The organism is Hydrogenophaga sp. SL48, from assembly GCF_021729865.1.
Taxonomy (GTDB): domain Bacteria; phylum Pseudomonadota; class Gammaproteobacteria; order Burkholderiales; family Burkholderiaceae_C; genus Hydrogenophaga.
In genome coordinates this window covers 309,357-326,408 of sequence record NZ_CP063400.1, presented here as the reverse complement: position 1 = coordinate 326,408, position 17,052 = coordinate 309,357, and the positions used below count along the sequence as shown (strand labels likewise).

Sequence of the window (17,052 nt, the reverse complement as noted above, 5' to 3'; positions counted from 1 at the left end):
ACGGTCATAGGGCTTGTTGCAGGGCGCTGATCAGTTGTGCGGTCTCGACGGGTGTTCCGACCGTGAGGCGCAGGCAGTTGGCCAGCGATGGATGCATTTTAGAAACATTCTTGACCAGAATGCCGCGCGCTTTCAGGCCGTCGAAGCTGCGTTGTGCATCGGGCACACGCGCCAGCACCATGTTGGCGTCGCTGGGGAACGCTGTCACGCCCGGCATACTGGCCAGGGCATCGATCAGCACCGCCCGTTGCTCGCGGATCTGCGTGGCCTGCTGCGCGAACACATCGGCGTGCTCCAGCGCAAACAGTGCGCATTCGGCGTTGAGCACGCTCACGTTGTAGGGCGGGCGCAGCTTGTCCACCTCGTGGACCAGCGTCTGGGCCCCCAGCATGTAGCCCAGGCGCACGCCGGCCAGGCCGAACTTGGAGAGCGTGCGCATGAGCAGCACGTTGGCGTTGGCCGCGGGGTCAGCGCGGATCTCGTCGATCCAGCTGCGGCTGGAGAACGGCTGGTAGGCCTCGTCCATCACCACCAGACCACCGAACGTGGCGGCCTCGACGATCAGGCGGCGGATCACGCCCGCGTCCCAGAGGTTGGCGGTGGGATTGTTCGGGTAGGCGATGTAGGTGATGGCGGGCTGGTGCGCGCGCAGCGCGGCCAACATGGCGACCTCGTCGAGCTCGAAATCGGCCGTGAGCGGCACGCCGTGAAAGGCCAGACCCTGCAGTTGCGCCCCCATGGCGTACATGACGAAGCCGGGCATGGGCGCCAGAACGGACGCACCGGGCACATCGCAAGCCATCGCCAGCAGGGATATGAGCTCGTCCGAGCCGTTGCCCAGCATCAGACCACAGCCTTCGGGCAGGTCCACGTAACGGGCCAGCGCCAGCTTCAGCTCGTCAATGCGGGCGCCGGGGTAGCGGTTGATCGCCACGGCGCCCAGGCGTTCACCGAGTTTCGTTTGCAGCTCGGGGGAGAGTGAAAACGGGTTCTCCATCGCATCGAGCTTGACCATGCCGGTCGACTCCTGGATGGCGTAGGCGTGCATGGACTGGATGTCCTGGCGGATGAAGCGCAGCGGGTTCGGGGTGTTCATGGCGTTCATTGGGCGGCTCGCATGGGGGGCACAACATTGAGGCGCAGCTCGGCCGCACGGGCGTGGGCCTGCAGGCCTTCGCCATAGGCCAGTTCGGCGGCGATGGTTCCCAGGGTCTGGGCGCCCGCGGCGCTGACCTCGATCAGGCTGCTGCGCTTCTGGAAATCGTAGACACCCAGTGGTGAGGAAAAACGGGCCGTGCCGCTGGTGGGCAGCACGTGGTTGGGACCGGCACAGTAGTCGCCCAGGCTTTCGCTGGTGTAGGCACCGAGGAAAATGGCACCGGCGTGCCTGAGCAGCGGCTCCCAGCGGTGCGGCTCGCTGCTCGACACCTCCAGGTGCTCGGGCGCGATGCGGTTGCTGATGGCGCAAGCCTCTTCCATGTTGCGGGTGCGGATCAGCGCACCGCGGTCGCTCAGGCTCTTGGCGATGATGGCCGAGCGAGGCATGGTGGGCAGCAGTCGATCGATGGCGGCCTGAACGGCGTCGATGTAGGCCGCGTCCGGGCACAACAGGATGCTCTGCGCGAGTTCGTCGTGTTCGGCCTGGCTGAACAAGTCCATCGCCACCCAGTCGGCCGGCGTGCTGCCATCGGCCAGCACGAGGATCTCGCTCGGCCCGGCAATCATGTCGATGCCAACCACGCCGAAGACTCGCTTCTTGGCGCTGGCCACGTAGGCGTTGCCTGGGCCGGTGATCTTGTCCACCTTGGGGACGGTGGCCGTGCCGTAGGCCAGCGCGGCCACGGCCTGGGCGCCGCCGATGGTGAAGGCGCGCGAGACACCGGCCACATAAGCCGCAGCAAGCACCAATGGGTTCTTCTCGCCGCGTGGTGTGGGCACCACCATGATGATCTCGGCCACGCCGGCCACGTGGGCAGGAATCGCGTTCATCAGCACACTGGACGGATACGCCGCCTTGCCACCGGGCACGTAGATGCCCACGCGGTCCAGCGGCGTGACCTTCTGCCCCAGCAGGGTGCCGTCTTCGTCACGGTAGCTCCAGCTCTCGCCACTGGCGCGTTTCTGCGCCTCGTGGTAGCTGCGCACGCGACGCGCGGCAGACTCCAGCGCGTCGCGCTGGGCGGCGGGAAGGCTGTCAAACGCGGCTTTCAATTCGGCCTGGGTCAGCTCCAGCGCCTGCAGGTGGTCCACGCTCAAACCGTCAAACCGTGCCGTGTACTCCAGCACCGCCGCATCGCCGCGCTGCTGCACGTCGGACAGGATGTCGACCACGCGCTGCTCGATCGCGCTGTCCGTGTCCGCCGACCAATGCAGCCGGGCCGCAAACTGCGCCTCGAAATCGGCCGAGATGGTGGACAGACGGAGGGGCGCGGCGGTGAGGCTCATGACGGAATGGCGCTTTTTTGAATGGCGTTGGAGAAGGCGTCGAGGATGGGGCGGATGGCTGCCTGCTTGAGCTTGAGCGCGGCCTGGTTGACCACCAGGCGCGAGCTGATATCCATGATGCGTTCGACCTCGACCAGCTGGTTGGCCTTGAGCGTGTTGCCGGTAGACACCAGGTCGACGATGGCGTCGGCCAGACCGGTCAGGGGCGCGAGTTCCATGCTGCCGTAAAGCTTGATCAGGTCCACGTGCACGCCCTTGCTGGCGAAGAACTCACGCGCGATCGCCGTGTACTTGGTGGCCACCTTCAGGCGCGAGCCCTGGCGCACGGCCGAGACGTAGTCGAAGTCGTTGCGCACCGCCACGCTCATGCGGCACTTGGCGATCTGCAGGTCCAGCGGCTGGTACAGGCCCTGGCCACCGTGTTCGATCAGCGTGTCCTTGCCGGTCACGCCGATGTCGGCGCCACCGTGCTCCACATAGGTGGGCACGTCGGTGGCCCGCACCAGCACCACGCGCACGCCGGGTTGGTTGGTCGGCAGGATCAGCTTGCGCGACTTCTCCGGATCTTCGAGCACCTCGATGCCGGCGGCCGCGAGCAGCGGCAGGGTTTCGTCAAAGATGCGGCCTTTGGACAGGGCTAAGGTGATCAAAACTTCACTCCAACAGACGTGACCCCGCAAACCCAGAGCACCGCGGGACTGGCTTCGCCAGACCGCAGGTGCCCCCTTGAGGGGGTCGCGCGAAGCGCGGCGGGGGTGTATTTCATTTGATGCGCTCGATGTCTGCGCCGATGCCGCGCAGCTTGGCTTCCATCTGGTCGTAACCCCGGTCCAGGTGGTAGATGCGGTCGACGATGGTCTCGCCTTCGGCCACCAGGCCGGCGATCACCAGGCTGGCGGAAGCGCGCAAATCGGTCGCCATGACCGTGGCCCCCTGCAGCCTGTCGACACCCTCGATTACCGCCACCTTGCCGTCGGTCTGGATGTGTGCGCCCAGGCGCACCATCTCGTTGACGTGCATGAAGCGGTTCTCAAAAATGGTTTCGGTGACTTTGCTGGCACCCTGGGCGATGCAGTTGAGCGCCATGAACTGCGCCTGCATGTCGGTGGGGAAGCCCGGGTATTCGGTGGTCCGGAAGCTTTGCGCCTTCATGCGGCCCGAGGCGCGCACACGGATGAAGCCGTCGCCCGGCTCGATCTGAGCACCGGCTTCCCGCAACTTGTCGATCACCGCGTCCAGGTGCTCGGCACGCGCATGGCGCAGGATCACATCGCCCCCCGTGGCGGCGACGGCACACAGGAAGGTGCCCGCCTCGATGCGGTCGGCCACCACCTGGTGATGACCACCATGCAGGCGGTCCACCCCCTGGATGCGGATCTTGCTCGTGCCGTGGCCTTCGATCTTCGCGCCCATGGCGATCAGCATCTCGGCCAGGTCGGGAATCTCGGGCTCCTGAGCCGCGTTCTCCAGCACCGTCTCGCCCTCGGCGAGCGCCGCGGCCATGAGGAAGTTCTCGGTGCCGGTCACCGTGACCATGTCGGTGGTGATGCGAGCGCCATGCAGCCGCTGGCGCCCCTGGGGCAGGCTGGCGATCATGTAGCCGTGGTCCACCGTGATCTCGGCACCCATGGCCTGCAGGCCCTTGATGTGCTGATCCACTGGCCGCGAGCCGATCGCACAGCCGCCGGGCAGCGACACCTTCGCGCGACCAAAGCGCGCCAGCAGCGGCCCCAGCACCAGCACCGACGCCCGCATGGTCTTGACGAGCTCGTAAGGCGCTTCGGGGTTGAGCGTGTCGGGCGCCTGAAAGCTCATGCCACCGCGTTCGCCATGGGTCTCGGTCCTCACGCCCATGTTGTCCAACAGGAGGCGCATGGTGGCCACGTCGCGAAGGCGCGGCACATTGGCCAGGTCGACCTGTTCGTTGGTCAGCAACGTGGCACACAACTCGGGCAGGGCCGCGTTCTTGGCGCCCGAGATGGTCACTTCGCCATGGAGAGGGCGTCCGCCCGTGATGCGCAGTTTGTCCATGGTTCGGTACTCTTCAAGGTTGGGCCGCCCATTCGGCGGGGGTGTAGGTTTTCATGGACAGGGCATGCACCTCGTCGGTCTTGATGCGCTCACCCAGCGTGGCATAGACGCGCTGGTGGCGTGCGATGAGGCGCTTGCCCTCGAACTCGGGCGAAACGATCACGGCGGCCCAGTGGCGGCCGTCGCCCGTGACCTCGATGTGCTCGCAGGCGAGACCTGCGGCGATGAGTTGTTGAAGTTGGTCTGAAGTCATGGGCTTGAGGAGGTCAATGGCGGATCTTGTACCCGGTGCGCAGCAGGTGAAGGGCGATGGCGCTGACCACCGCCAGCGCGACGCTCACCAGCCCCAGGCTGATCCAGGGCGACACATCGCTCACCCCGAAGAACCCGTAGCGGAAGCCGTCGATCATGTAGAAGAACGGGTTGAGGTGGCTCACACGCTGCCAGAACTCGGGCAGGGAATGGATCGAGTAGAACACGCCCGACAGGAAGGTCATGGGCACGATGACAAAGTTCTGGAACGCGGCCATCTGGTCGAATTTCTCCGCCCACAAACCCGCGATCAGACCCAAGGCGCCCAGCAAGGCCGCACCCATGAAAGCAAAGACCAGTATCCACAAGGGGGCATCCAACGCGGGCCGGGCAAACCACCAGGTGGCCAGCATCACGCCCGCGCCCACCGCCAGGCCCCGCACCACCGACGAACCCACATAGGCCAAGAACCAGGCGCGGTGCGACAGCGGCGTGAGCAGCAGAAAGACCAGGTTGCCCATGACTTTGCTCTGAATCAGTGAGGAGCTGCTGTTGGCGAACGCGTTCTGCAGCACGCTCATCATCACCAGCCCGGGCAGCAGGAAGGCGGTGTAGTTCACCGTGTCATAGACCTGCACCCTGCCTTCGAGCACATGGCCAAAGATCATCATGTAGAGGATGGCGGTGATCACCGGTGCGGCGACGGTCTGGAAACCGACCTTCCAGAAGCGCAATACCTCTTTGTAAAACAGCATCTGCCAACCGGTCACGCAGCCACCTCTTCCTGTGCCCGGCGGGCCACGTTGCTGCCTTCGATGATGTCGAGGAACACATCCTCCAGATCGGCTTTGCGGATTTCAACGTCCTCCACCCGCACACCCGATTCGCGCGCGCGGGCCAGGACACGCTCGACCGCCAGCGCGTCGTGGGCGGGCAACTGGACCACGCGGCCGGTCACACGGGCCAAGGCGGCCAGATCGTCGGGCAAGGCGTCGTCGGTCTTGAAACGCAGCACGTTGGAGGCCGCGCGCTTGAGCAGCTCGGACGTGCGGTCCAGCGCCACCACCTCGCCGCGGTTGAGCATGGCGATGCGGCCACACAAGGCTTCGGCCTCTTCCAGGTAGTGCGTGGTGAGCAGCACGGTGCTGCCCTGCTTGTTGAGCTGGCTGATGAAGTGCCACAGCGTCTGCCGCAACTCCACGTCCACGCCGGCGGTGGGCTCATCGAGCACGATCACCGGGGGCTTGTGCACCAGCGCCTGCGCCACCAGCACGCGGCGCTTCATGCCACCGGACAGCTGGCGCATGTTGGCGCCCGCCTTGTCGGCCAAGCCCAGGCCGGCGAGCAGCTCGTCGATCCAGGCGTCGTTGTGGCGGATGCCGAAATAGCCGGACTGGAACCGCAGCGCCTCGCGCACATTGAAAAACGGGTCAAACACCAGCTCCTGCGGGACCACGCCGAGCGCGCGACGCGCGGCCTGGTAATCGGTCTGGACGTTGTGGCCGTGCACCAGCACCTGGCCACCGGTGGCACGGGCCAGACCGGCGAGCACGCTGATCAGCGTGGTTTTGCCCGCGCCATTGGGACCGAGCAGGCCGAAAAACTCACCCGGCTGGATGTCAAACGACACCTGTTTGAGGGCCTGCAGCTCACCGCGGACGGTGGCATAGGTCTTGGAGACATTCTGAAAGGAAACTGCGGGCATTGAGGGAGGGAACCAGAGCACCAGACACGGGCAGGACATCTGCTCGCGGGTGAGCCCTCGATTTTAAGCCGCAGCGCCGGACGGCGCTGAAGCCACCGGATCAGGCCGGCAACAGCTCTGCCACGCCGTACAGCGCCACCAGCGCCTGCAGGCGCTCAGGCATGCGCAGGACCTGCAGCGACTTGCCCTCGGCCAGCAGCCCGTTGCGCAATTCCAACAACACCGCCACCGCCGAAGTGTCAAACACCCGCATCGGCGCGGCGTCCAGCGCCACCGTCGGCCCCGCCTGCTGGGCGAGCAACGGCTTCAGCCTGAGCAGGGTCTGGGCAGATCCCTGCAGCGTCAGCTGCTCGGGCATCGGAACGGAAACGACGGGGCTGGACGTGCTCATGGCTGGATCAGCTGGCCTTGGCGGCTTTGTTGCGCTGGACCAGATTGGCGATCAGGCCGTCGATGCCTTTGGTGCCGATCTCCTGCGCAAACTGGCTGCGGTAGTTTTCCACCAGCCAGGCACCCAGCACGTTCAGGTCATAGATCTTCCAGCCTTCGGGCGTCTTTTCCAACCGGTAGTCGAGCTGGATGGGCTCACCACGGCCGCGCACCTCCGTGCGCACCACGACCTCGGTGTCTTCGGGCTTGGACCGCATCGGACGGAAACTCAGCGTCTGGTCCTTGACTTCACCCAGAGCGCCCGCGTAGGTGCGCACAAGCAAGATCTTGAACTCGTCCTGAAGCTGCTTTTGCTGCTCCGGCGTGGCCTGGCGCCAGAAACGGCCCACGGCCATGGAGGTCATGCGGGAGAAGTTGACGTTGGGCATGATCTTGGCGTCCACCAACGCGACGATGCGGTTGATGTCGCCCTTCTGGATCGCCGGGTCGGCCTTGACCGAGGTCAGCACATCGCTGGAAATGCGCTTGACCAATGCGTCTGGCGCCTCGACCTCTGCAAACGCCAGCGGGCTGGCGAGCATGGCGGCGGCGGTGATCAGGCTGGACATCCAGTGGCGGCGTTGCATCATTTCAGTTCCTTTCGTGGCGGCGGTTCAGCGTGATGCCAAACTTGTGTGCCGCTTGAGACCGGGACTGTACGTCACCGGTCACCGGCATTTGTTTCGGGGGTGTAATTCTGTCGTATCGCTTTGTTGTCAGTCGGCAGCGTCTTTCAAACCGATGCCTTTGTCTTTCAGGTCATCGATCTGGCTTTCGCGGCGCTGCAGGTACAAATCACGTGTGAAGCTGTATTTGTCCAGCGCCGCGCCTTCCAGCAAGTTGGTGGCACGGAGCAGGTTGGCGCGCGTCTCCACCGCGCGAAGGACGTAGAGCGAATTGCGCATCGGGATGTTGGAAAGACCCTGCACCAGGTCACCCCGGGACTCGATGCTGAACCCCGCAGCATCGCGGATCGAAGAGGGACCAAAAAGCGGCAACACCAGATAGGGGCCTGACGGCACACCCCAACGACCCAGGGTCTGACCGAAATCGAGGCGCGTGCGCTCCAGACCCATCTCGGAGGCCACATCAAACAGGCCCGCCACCCCGAACACCGTGTTGACGTTGAACCGAAGGAAGTTTTCCGCCGCTTCGCGAGGCCGCAGTTGCAGCGTGGCGTTGATGAACGACCACACATCACCCAGGTTCTGGAAGAAGTTGTTCACGCCCGTGCGCACCGGATCGGGAGTGATGTCGCGGTACACGGTGGCCACCGGCTTGAGCACCGCGCCGTCCACCGCGTCGTTCACGTCCGTCATACCGCGGTTGAACGGCTCCAGCGGGTCGCGCGGATTGGCATTGGGGCCGCTGGCACAAGCGGTCAGCGTGACCACCAACGTCAAGACCAACCAGCGACTGTGCCAAGGAAAAGGTCGGGTCACGTGTTGCATTTGTTCCTCTCCTGAATCACTCCGTGCAGCACGGGGTTGACGTCGCCGTTCACTGAGCCTTCTGCTCACCGCCGTCGGCCGCCTTGTTGTACAGGAACTGCCCGATCAGGTTTTCCAGCACCACGGCCGACTGCGTCTGGGTGATCACGTCGCCGGCCGCCAGGTTCTTTTCATCGCCGCCCGGCTCAAGCCCCACATACTGGTCGCCCAGCAGCCCCGAGGTCTGGATCTTGGCGGACGAATCCTTGGGAAAATTCACGCCCTTGTTGATCTCCATCTTGACGACGCCCTGGTAGGTCTGTGCATCCAGGGTGACGCTGGTCACACGGCCCACGTTCACACCCGCAGAACGCACCGGCGCGCGGGACTTCAGGCCACCGATGTTGTCGAAACGGGCCTCCAGGGTGTAGGTGTCGCCACCACCCGCAAAACTGCCGAGGTTGGCAGCCTTGAGGGCAAGGAAGAGCAAGGCCAGCAAGCCGAGCACGACAAACAGGCCAACAAAAATCTCTGTGCTTTTCTTGTTCATGGGTTCTCCGGTAGCGGAATCAGGGTGTCGAGAACATCAGGGCGGTCAGGATGAAGTCCATGGCCAGCACACTCAACGATGCCGTGACCACGGTTCGGGTCGTGGCGTAAGCCACGCCCTCTGGCGTGGCTTCGGTTTCAAAACCTTGGTACAGCGCCACCGCAGTGCAGATCACGCCGAAAACGAAACTTTTTACAACGCCGTTACCGACGTCGCGCCAGACGTCCACGCCGTTTTGTTGAATGGACCAGAAATTGCCGGCATCGATGCCGATCAGCACCACCGCGACCACATAGGCGCCCAGGATGCCGACCGTGGAAAACAGCGCGGCCAGCAGGGGCATGGAAATGATGCCGCCGAGGAACCGCGGCGCCAGCACACGGGCCTTGGGGTCGATCGCCATCAGCTCCATGGCGGCGATCTGCTCGCCCGCCTTCATGAGGCCGATCTCGGCGGTGAGCGAGGTGCCCGCACGCCCGGCAAACAGCAAGGCCGTGACCACAGGACCGAGTTCACGGACCAGAGAAAGGTTGACGATCAACCCCAGCGATTCGGCTGCGCCGTAGGTGGTCAACGCGTAGTACATCTGCAGGGCCAGCACGAACCCGACCGACAGCCCCGAGGCCATGATGATCACCAGAGACCGGTTGCCGATCGCGTTGATCTGGGCCATCACGAGACCGAATCGTCGCAGCGATGCCGGCACCGCCCGGAGCAGCTCAAGAAAGAACACGGCGCCATGGCCCCAGCGGCCGAGTTGGCTGAGCACGGATTGGCCCAGTGTTTGCAGGAAGTTCATGCCGGTGCCCTCGGGCCAAAATCCTCGGCCACCGACCGCGCCGGGTAGTGGAACTTCACCGGCCCGTCCGGCTCACCCCGCACAAACTGCCGCACCTCGGGCTCATCGCTGGCCATGAGCTCGGCGGGCGTGCCCTCGGCGACCACGCGGCCACCGGTGGCCAGCAGCACCACCCAGTCGCTGATCGCCATGCACTGGGGCACATCGTGCGAAATCAGCAACGTGGTGGCACCCGTGACATCGGTCAGCGTGCGGATGAGCTTGGCCGCCACGCCCATGGACACCAGGTCCAGGCCGGCGAAGGGCTCGTCGTACATGATGAGTTCGGGGTCGAGCGCGATCGCGCGGGCCAGGGCCACGCGGCGGGCCATGCCACCGGACACCTCGCTGATGCGCAAGCTGGCCGCGCCACGCAGCCCCACCGCATTGAGCTTCATCAGCACGATGTGGCGAATCAGCGTCTCGGGCAGGTCGGTCATTTCCCTCAGGGGGAAGGCCACGTTGTCGAACACCGAGAGGTCGGTGAACAGCGCGCCAAACTGGAACAGCATGCCCAGGCGGCGGCGCAGACGAAACAGCTGGGTCTTGTCGCCCGCGTTGACCACTTCGCCATCAAAGACCACACGGCCGCTGTTGGGTGCGTGCACCCCACCGATCAGGCGCAGCAGGGTGGTCTTGCCGCAGCCGGAGCCGCCCAGCACCGCGGTGACTTTGCCACGAGCGAACTTCAGGGAGATGTCGTTGAGAATGGTTCTCCGGCTGTCGTAGCCAAAGGTCACATGATCAATGTCGATGAATGGGGTGTCGCTCATGGGGCCAGAAAAAATGACTGCGCATTGTCGCATGAGGGTAAATCCCATTCCGGACCACCGCTCATCGACCCCAGGGAGCGGTGTCCTGACACCCAGGATGCGGTGGAACCGGCACCGCCTGGCCACTCGCATCGCCCCCTGAGGGGGTCGCGCGCAGCGCGGCGGGGGTGGGCTTCATTCAGCGCGGCAGGTCGGAGCAGCCCATCAGGAACTCGTCCACCGAGCGCGCGGCCTGGCGGCCTTCCCGGATGGCCCAGACCACCAGGCTCTGGCCACGGCGCATGTCACCGGCCGCAAACACCTTGGGCACGTTGGTGATGTAACCGCCGGTAAATTCCGTCGAGGCCTTGGCGTTGCCGCGCGCGTCCTTGTCCACGCCAAAGGCGTCGAGCACGGTGGCGACCGGGTTCACGAACCCCATGGCCAGCAGCACGAGGTCGGCCTTGTATTCCTTCTCCGTGCCGGCCACTTCCACCAGCTTGCCGTCTTTCATCTCGATGTGCACGGTCTTGAGCCCTGTGAGCTTGCCGTTCTTGCCGACGAACTCTTTGGTGGAGATGGCGAACTCGCGCTGGAGGATGCCCTTCTCGGCGCTCTCGTCATGGCTGGAACTGGTGCGCAGTTTCAGCGGCCAGTAGGGCCACACCAAAGGCTTGTTCTCCTGCTCGGGCGGCTGGGGCATCACCTCGAACTGGGTCACACTGACGGCACCGTGGCGGGTGCTGGTGCCCACGCAGTCGGAACCGGTGTCGCCACCGCCGATGACGATGACGTGCTTGCCGTCTGCGCGCAGCTGGCCCTTGAGCTTGTCGCCCGCGTTGACCTTGTTCTGCATGGGCAGGAACTCCATGGCGAAGTGCACGCCATCGAGTTCTCGGCCAGGCACCGGCAGGTCGCGACTCTGCTCGGAGCCACCGGTCAGCAGCACGGCGTCGAACTGGGCCTGGAGGTCGTCGGCGCTGATCACCGTCTTCGCGTCGTTCGTGACCTTGAGGCCCTCCGGCATGGCGCCGATCAGGGTGCTGGTCTTGAAGACCACGCCTTCGGCTTCCATCTGCGCCACGCGGCGGTCGATGTGACTCTTCTCCATCTTGAAGTCGGGGATGCCGTAACGCAGCAGCCCACCGATGCGGCTGTTCTTCTCGAACACCGTCACGTCGTGGCCGGCGCGTGCCAGCTGCTGCGCCGCGGCCAAGCCGGCCGGACCGGAACCGACCACAGCGACCTTTTTGCCGGTCTTGTGTTTGGCTGGCTGCGGCTGCACCCAGCCCTCCGCCCAGGCCTTGTCAATGATTGCGTGTTCGATGGACTTGATGCCCACCGCGTCGCCGTTGACGTTGATGGTGCAGGCGGCCTCGCAAGGCGCGGGGCAGATGCGGCCCGTGAATTCGGGAAAGTTGTTGGTGCTGTGCAGCACCGTGATCGCGTTCTGCCAGTCACCCGAGTACACGAGGTCGTTGAAGTCCGGAATGATGTTGTTGACAGGGCAGCCGCTGTTGCAGAACGGCGTGCCGCAGTCCATGCAGCGCGCGCTCTGGATCTTGGCCTGGCTCTCGTCGAGGCCGACCACGAATTCCTTGTAATGCTTCAGGCGTTCGGCAACGGGCTTGTAGCCCTCTTCCAGACGCTCAAATTCCATGAAGCCGGTGACTTTTCCCATGATGTGATCCTGCGTGGGTATGTTGCTTTACTTGGCGGGGGCAGCCTGCCGGCCCTGTTGCTTCTGGGCGCTGCTCTGTGCCTTGCCCGTGGCGGATGCGGCGACCTTCTTGGCGTTGATCTCGCCCAGCGCGCGCTTGTATTCGGTCGGGAAGACCTTCACGAATTTCGCGCGTGCCTCGGCCCAGTTGTCCAGCAGCTCGCGGGCGCGCTTGCTGCCCGTCCAGCGGTTGTGGTCCTCCAGCAGCTTCCTGAGCTGGGCTTCGTCGGTCTGGTCGCGGTGCCAGATGGCCTTGTCGGTCGAGGCTTCCTGCTCGGCGGCCGGCAGCACCTTGTCCAGGGCAACCTGGGCGGTGTTGCAGCGCTGGGCGAACAGGCCGTCTTCGTCGTAGACGTAGGCGATGCCGCCGCTCATGCCGGCCGCGAAGTTGCGGCCGGTCTTGCCCAGCACCAGCACGGTGCCACCGGTCATGTACTCACAACCGTGGTCGCCCGTGCCTTCGACCACCGCAGTGGCACCCGAGAGGCGCACGGCGAAACGCTCGCCAGCCACGCCACTGAAGAAGGCTTCGCCGGAGGTCGCGCCGTACATGACGGTGTTGCCCACGATGATGTTGCGGGTGGATTCGCCGCGGAAGTCGATGCTGGGTCGCACGACCACGCGACCACCCGACAGGCCCTTGCCGGTGTAGTCGTTGGCGTCACCGATCAGGTACAGCGTGATGCCGTTGGTGAGGAAGGCACCGAAGGACTGGCCGCCCGTGCCCTCAAGCTGGATGCGGATGGTGTCGTCGGGCAGCCCCTCGGGGTGCACCTTGGTCACTGCGCCCGACAGCATGGCACCCACGGAGCGGTTCACGTTGCGCGCGCGCTCCATGAACTGGACCTTCTCCCCTTTTTCGATGGCGGCCTTGCTCTTGGCGATCAAGACGTTGTCGAGGGACTTTTCCAGACCGTGGTCCTGGTTCTGCGTGTGCAGGCGCGGCACGTCGGCAGGCACGTTCGGCGTCGCCAGCAGGCGGCTGAAGTCCAGGCCACGGGCCTTCCAGTGCTCGATGCCCTCGCGCATGTCCAGCAGGTCGGCGCGGCCGATCAGGTCATCGAACTTGGCGATGCCCAGCTGGGCCATGATCTGGCGCACTTCTTCGGCGATGAAGAAGAAGTAGTTGACGACGTGCTCCGGGCGGCCCGAGAACTTCTTGCGCAGCTCCGGATCTTGCGTGGCCACGCCCACCGGGCAGGTGTTCAGGTGGCACTTGCGCATCATGATGCAGCCCTCGACCACCAGCGGCGCCGTGGCGAAACCGAACTCGTCGGCGCCCAGCAGCGCACCGATGATGACGTCGCGGCCGGTCTTCATCTGGCCATCGGCCTGCACGCGGATGCGGCTGCGCAGGCGGTTGAGCACCAGGGTCTGCTGGGTTTCGGCCAGGCCGATTTCCCAGGGCGAACCGGCGTGCTTGATCGACGACCAGGGTGAAGCGCCCGTGCCGCCGTCGTGGCCGGCGATCACCACGTGGTCGGCCTTGCACTTGGCCACGCCCGCGGCGATGGTGCCCACGCCCACCTCGGACACCAGCTTCACGCTGATGGAGCTGTGCGGCGCCACGTTTTTCAGGTCGTGGATCAGCTGGGCCAGGTCTTCGATCGAATAGATGTCGTGGTGCGGCGGCGGGGAAATCAGGCCCACGCCCGGCACGCTGTGGCGCAGCTTGCCGATGTACTCCGACACCTTGCCGCCGGGCAGCTGGCCGCCCTCGCCGGGCTTGGCGCCCTGCGCCATCTTGATCTGGATCTGGTCGGCGCTGTTCAGGTACTCGGCGGTCACACCGAAGCGGCCCGAGGCCACCTGCTTGATCTTGGAACGCATCGAGTCGCCGGCTTCGAGCGGGTAGTCCACCTCGAAGATGTTGCCCAGCAGGTCGGACATGGTCTGGCCCTGCTTGATCGGGATGCCCTTGAGCTCGTTGCGGTAGCGCAGCGCGTCTTCACCGCCTTCACCGGTGTTGCTCTTGCCGCCGAGGCGGTTCATGGCCACGGCGAGCGTCGCGTGGGCTTCGGTGGAGATCGAGCCCAGCGACATGGCACCGGAGGCAAAGCGCTTGACGATCTCCTTGGCGGGCTCCACCTCGTCGATGGCGATCGCCTTGCTGGGGTCGATCTTGAACTCGAACAGGCCACGCAGCGTCATGTGGCGCTTGCTCTGGTCGTTGATGATCTGGGCGTATTCCTTGTACGTGTTCCAGTTGTTGGCGCGCGTGCTGTGCTGCAACTTCGCGATGGCATCGGGCGTCCACATGTGCTCTTCGCCACGGGCACGCCAGGCGTATTCGCCGCCGGTCTCCAGCATGCTGGCCAGCACAGGGTCGTCACCGAAGGCGGCCTTGTGCATGCGGATGGCCTCTTCGGCGATCTCGAACACGCCGATGCCCTCCACACGGCTGGCGGTGCCAGTGAAGTACTTGGCGATGGTCTCGGTGTTCAGGCCGATGGCCTCGAACAGCTGGGCACCGCAGTACGACATGTAGGTGCTCACGCCCATCTTGGACATGATCTTCGACAGTCCCTTGCCGATGGCCTTGACGTAGTTGTAGATCGCCTTGTCGGCCGACAGGTCGCCAGGCAATTCCTGGTGGATGGCCTGGATCGTTTCCATGGCCAGGTAGGGGTGCACGGCTTCGGCGCCGTAGCCGGCCAGCACCGCGAAGTGGTGCACTTCGCGCGCGGTGCCGGTCTCGACCACGAGGCCGGCGGTCGTGCGCAGGCCCTCGCGCACCAGGTGCTGGTGCACGGCCGACAGCGCCAGCAGCGCGGGCACCGCCACCTGGGTGCGGCTGACGCCGCGGTCGCTGATGATCAGGATGTTCTTGCCACCCTTGATCGCGTCCACGGCTTCGGCGCACAGCGAGGCCAGCTTGGCCTCCACACCTTCCTTGCCCCACGCGGCGGGGTAGGTGATGTCCAGCGTCTGGCTCTTGAACTTGCCCTGCGTCACCGATTCAATGTTGCGCAGCTTGGCCATGTCGGCGGCGTCCAGCACCGGCTGGCTCACCTCCAGGCGCATCGGCGGATTGACCTGGTTGATGTCCAGCAGGTTGGGCTTGGGGCCGACGAAGGACACCAGCGACATCACGATGGCTTCGCGGATCGGGTCGATCGGCGGGTTGGTCACCTGGGCAAACAACTGCTTGAAGTAGTTGTACAGCGGCTTGTTCTTGCCCGAGAGCACGGCCAGCGGGCTGTCGTTGCCCATGGAGCCAATGCCCTCTTCGCCGTTGGCGGCCATGGGGCTGAGCAGGAACTTGAGGTCTTCCTGCGTGAAACCGAAGGCCTGTTGCTGGTCCAGCAGCTCAGGCGAGACGTTCTCGGTGCCCTGCGACTGCGGCTCGGTCTTCGCGATCGGCAGTTCCACCGCGTCTTCACCGGCCACGGGATGCTCGACGTCGTCCAGGCGAATGCGCAGGTTCTCGATCCACTGCTTGTAAGGCTTGCTGTTGGCGAGGTTGGCTTTCAGCTCCTCGTCATCGATCATGCGGCCCTGCTCCAGGTCGATCAGGAACATCTTGCCCGGCTGCAGGCGCCACTTGCGCACGATCTTGTTCTCGGGGATCGGCAGCACACCCGACTCCGAACCCATGATGACGAGGTCGTCGTCGGTGATGCAGTAGCGCGAAGGACGCAGGCCGTTGCGGTCCAGCGTGGCGCCGATCTGGCGGCCGTCGGTGAACACGATGGAGGCCGGGCCGTCCCAGGGCTCCAGCATCGCGGCGTGGTACTCGTAGAAGGCGCGGCGACGCGGGTCCATCATGGTGTGCTGCTCCCAGGGCTCGGGAATCATCATCATCACGGCCTGGCTGATCGGGTAACCCGCCATGGTGAGCAGTTCGAGGCAGTTGTCGAACGTGGCGGTGTCGGACTGGCCAGCGAAGCTGATGGGATAGAGCTTCTGCAGGTCGGCGCCCAGCACCGGCGAGGACATCACGCCTTCGCGCGCCTTCATCCAGTTGTAGTTGCCCTTGACGGTGTTGATTTCACCGTTGTGCGCCACGTAGCGGTACGGGTGGGCCAGCGGCCATTCGGGGAAGGTGTTGGTGGAGAAGCGCTGGTGCACCAGGCCCAGGGCGGACACGCAGCGCGGGTCTTGCAGGTCCAGGAAGTAAGTGCCCACCTGGTCGGCCAGCAGCAGGCCCTTGTAGACCACGGTGCGGCTGCTCATGCTGGGCACGTAATACTCTTTGCTGTGCTTGAGCTTGAGCGCCTGGATGTGGGCGCTGGCCGTCTTGCGGATCACGTAGAGCTTGCGCTCCAGCGCGTCCTGCACGATCACGTCGGTGCCGCGGCCGATGAAGACCTGCCGCATGATGGGCTCTTTCTCGCGCACGGTGGGGGACATCGGCATGTCCTTGTTCACCGGCACATCGCGCCAGCCCAGCAGCACCTGGCCTTCGGCCTTGATGGCACGCTCCATCTCCTGTTCGCAGGCCAGGCGGGACGCGTGCTCCTTGGGCAGGAAGATCATGCCCACGCCGTACTCACCGGCGGGCGGCAGGGCCACGCCCTGCTTGGCCATTTCTTCGCGGTACAGCGCGTCGGGCAGCTGGATCAGGATGCCGGCACCATCGCCCATGAGCGCATCGGCCCCCACGGCGCCGCGGTGATCGATGTTTTCCAGGATCTTGAGCGCCTGGGTCACGATGTCGTGGCGCTTCTCGCCCTTGATGTGGGCCACAAAACCGACGCCGCAGGCATCGTGCTCGTGGGCCGGGTCGTACAGACCCTGTTGCTGGAGTTGCTGCTGTTCGGCTGCCGTGGTCATGGCGCTTCCTTCAAAGTTCGTGGGCACAAAAAGGCGGATGCGAAGGATAGTGCAATGCAACAAAAATGCCAAGACAATTAATTGGGGTCAGATTCTTATTAATTACCTTAAAATACTTTGACAA

General features: G+C 64.7%; 15 protein-coding genes. All 15 read right to left on the bottom strand.

The genetic code is table 11. From position 1 onward, the window contains the following. Nucleotides 1-4: 4 nt before the first annotated feature. Nucleotides 5-1,105 (bottom strand): histidinol-phosphate transaminase, encoded by a 1,101-nt coding sequence (hisC, locus tag IM738_RS01485; protein ID WP_236964139.1) that lies wholly within the window; start codon nt 1,103-1,105, stop codon nt 5-7. Further along, nucleotides 1,102-2,445 carry a histidinol dehydrogenase gene (gene hisD, locus IM738_RS01480; protein WP_236964138.1) on the bottom strand — a complete coding sequence of 448 codons (1,344 nt, stop codon included), beginning with the start codon at nt 2,443-2,445 and terminating at the stop codon, nt 1,102-1,104. Before hisD ends, hisC begins: the two co-directional genes overlap by 4 nt. Next, the gene (hisG, locus tag IM738_RS01475; protein WP_236964137.1) at nt 2,442-3,095 is read right to left on the bottom strand and encodes an ATP phosphoribosyltransferase; all 654 of its coding nucleotides are present in this window, start codon (nt 3,093-3,095) and stop codon (nt 2,442-2,444) included. The genes hisD and hisG overlap by 4 nt, the downstream gene beginning before the upstream one ends. A 112-nt stretch (nt 3,096-3,207) precedes the next feature. Continuing rightward, nucleotides 3,208-4,476, bottom strand: coding sequence for a UDP-N-acetylglucosamine 1-carboxyvinyltransferase (gene murA, locus IM738_RS01470; protein WP_236964136.1), 1,269 nt, complete (start codon nt 4,474-4,476; stop codon nt 3,208-3,210). A gap of 13 nt (nt 4,477-4,489) precedes the next feature. Then, a complete protein-coding gene (locus tag IM738_RS01465) occupies nt 4,490-4,729 on the bottom strand; it encodes a BolA family protein (protein ID WP_236964135.1) in 240 nt (79 codons plus the stop codon). A 13-nt stretch (nt 4,730-4,742) separates the two neighbouring features. Next, a complete protein-coding gene (locus IM738_RS01460; protein WP_236964134.1) occupies nt 4,743-5,498 on the bottom strand; it encodes an ABC transporter permease in 756 nt (251 codons plus the stop codon). After that, nucleotides 5,495-6,433, bottom strand: a complete 939-nt coding sequence (locus IM738_RS01455; RefSeq protein WP_236964133.1) for an ABC transporter ATP-binding protein — start codon at nt 6,431-6,433, stop codon at nt 5,495-5,497. The genes IM738_RS01460 and IM738_RS01455 overlap by 4 nt, the downstream gene beginning before the upstream one ends. Nucleotides 6,434-6,533: 100 nt before the next feature. Then, on the bottom strand, nt 6,534-6,824 hold the full coding sequence (locus IM738_RS01450; protein ID WP_236964132.1) for an STAS domain-containing protein: 291 nt from the start codon (nt 6,822-6,824) through the stop codon (nt 6,534-6,536). 7 nt (nt 6,825-6,831) lie between these two features. Then, nucleotides 6,832-7,449 (bottom strand): MlaC/ttg2D family ABC transporter substrate-binding protein, encoded by a 618-nt coding sequence (locus IM738_RS01445; RefSeq protein WP_236964131.1) that lies wholly within the window; start codon nt 7,447-7,449, stop codon nt 6,832-6,834. 129 nt (nt 7,450-7,578) lie between these two features. Continuing rightward, a complete protein-coding gene (locus IM738_RS01440) occupies nt 7,579-8,313 on the bottom strand; it encodes an MlaA family lipoprotein (protein ID WP_236964130.1) in 735 nt (244 codons plus the stop codon). A gap of 49 nt (nt 8,314-8,362) precedes the next feature. Further along, entirely contained in the window at nt 8,363-8,842 is a 480-nt protein-coding gene (gene mlaD / locus IM738_RS01435; protein WP_236964129.1) for an outer membrane lipid asymmetry maintenance protein MlaD, read from the bottom strand. Between the two features lie 19 nt (nt 8,843-8,861). After that, nucleotides 8,862-9,641: a lipid asymmetry maintenance ABC transporter permease subunit MlaE gene (gene mlaE / locus IM738_RS01430; protein ID WP_236964128.1), complete on the bottom strand. Its 780-nt coding sequence runs from the start codon at nt 9,639-9,641 to the stop codon at nt 8,862-8,864. Then, on the bottom strand, nt 9,638-10,453 hold the full coding sequence (locus IM738_RS01425) for an ABC transporter ATP-binding protein (protein WP_236964127.1): 816 nt from the start codon (nt 10,451-10,453) through the stop codon (nt 9,638-9,640). The genes mlaE and IM738_RS01425 overlap by 4 nt, the downstream gene beginning before the upstream one ends. A gap of 178 nt (nt 10,454-10,631) precedes the next feature. Continuing rightward, nucleotides 10,632-12,113 (bottom strand): glutamate synthase subunit beta, encoded by a 1,482-nt coding sequence (locus IM738_RS01420; protein WP_236964126.1) that lies wholly within the window; start codon nt 12,111-12,113, stop codon nt 10,632-10,634. A gap of 27 nt (nt 12,114-12,140) precedes the next feature. Beyond that, a complete protein-coding gene (locus tag IM738_RS01415; RefSeq protein ID WP_236964125.1) occupies nt 12,141-16,928 on the bottom strand; it encodes a glutamate synthase-related protein in 4,788 nt (1,595 codons plus the stop codon). Nucleotides 16,929-17,052 lie beyond the last annotated feature (124 nt).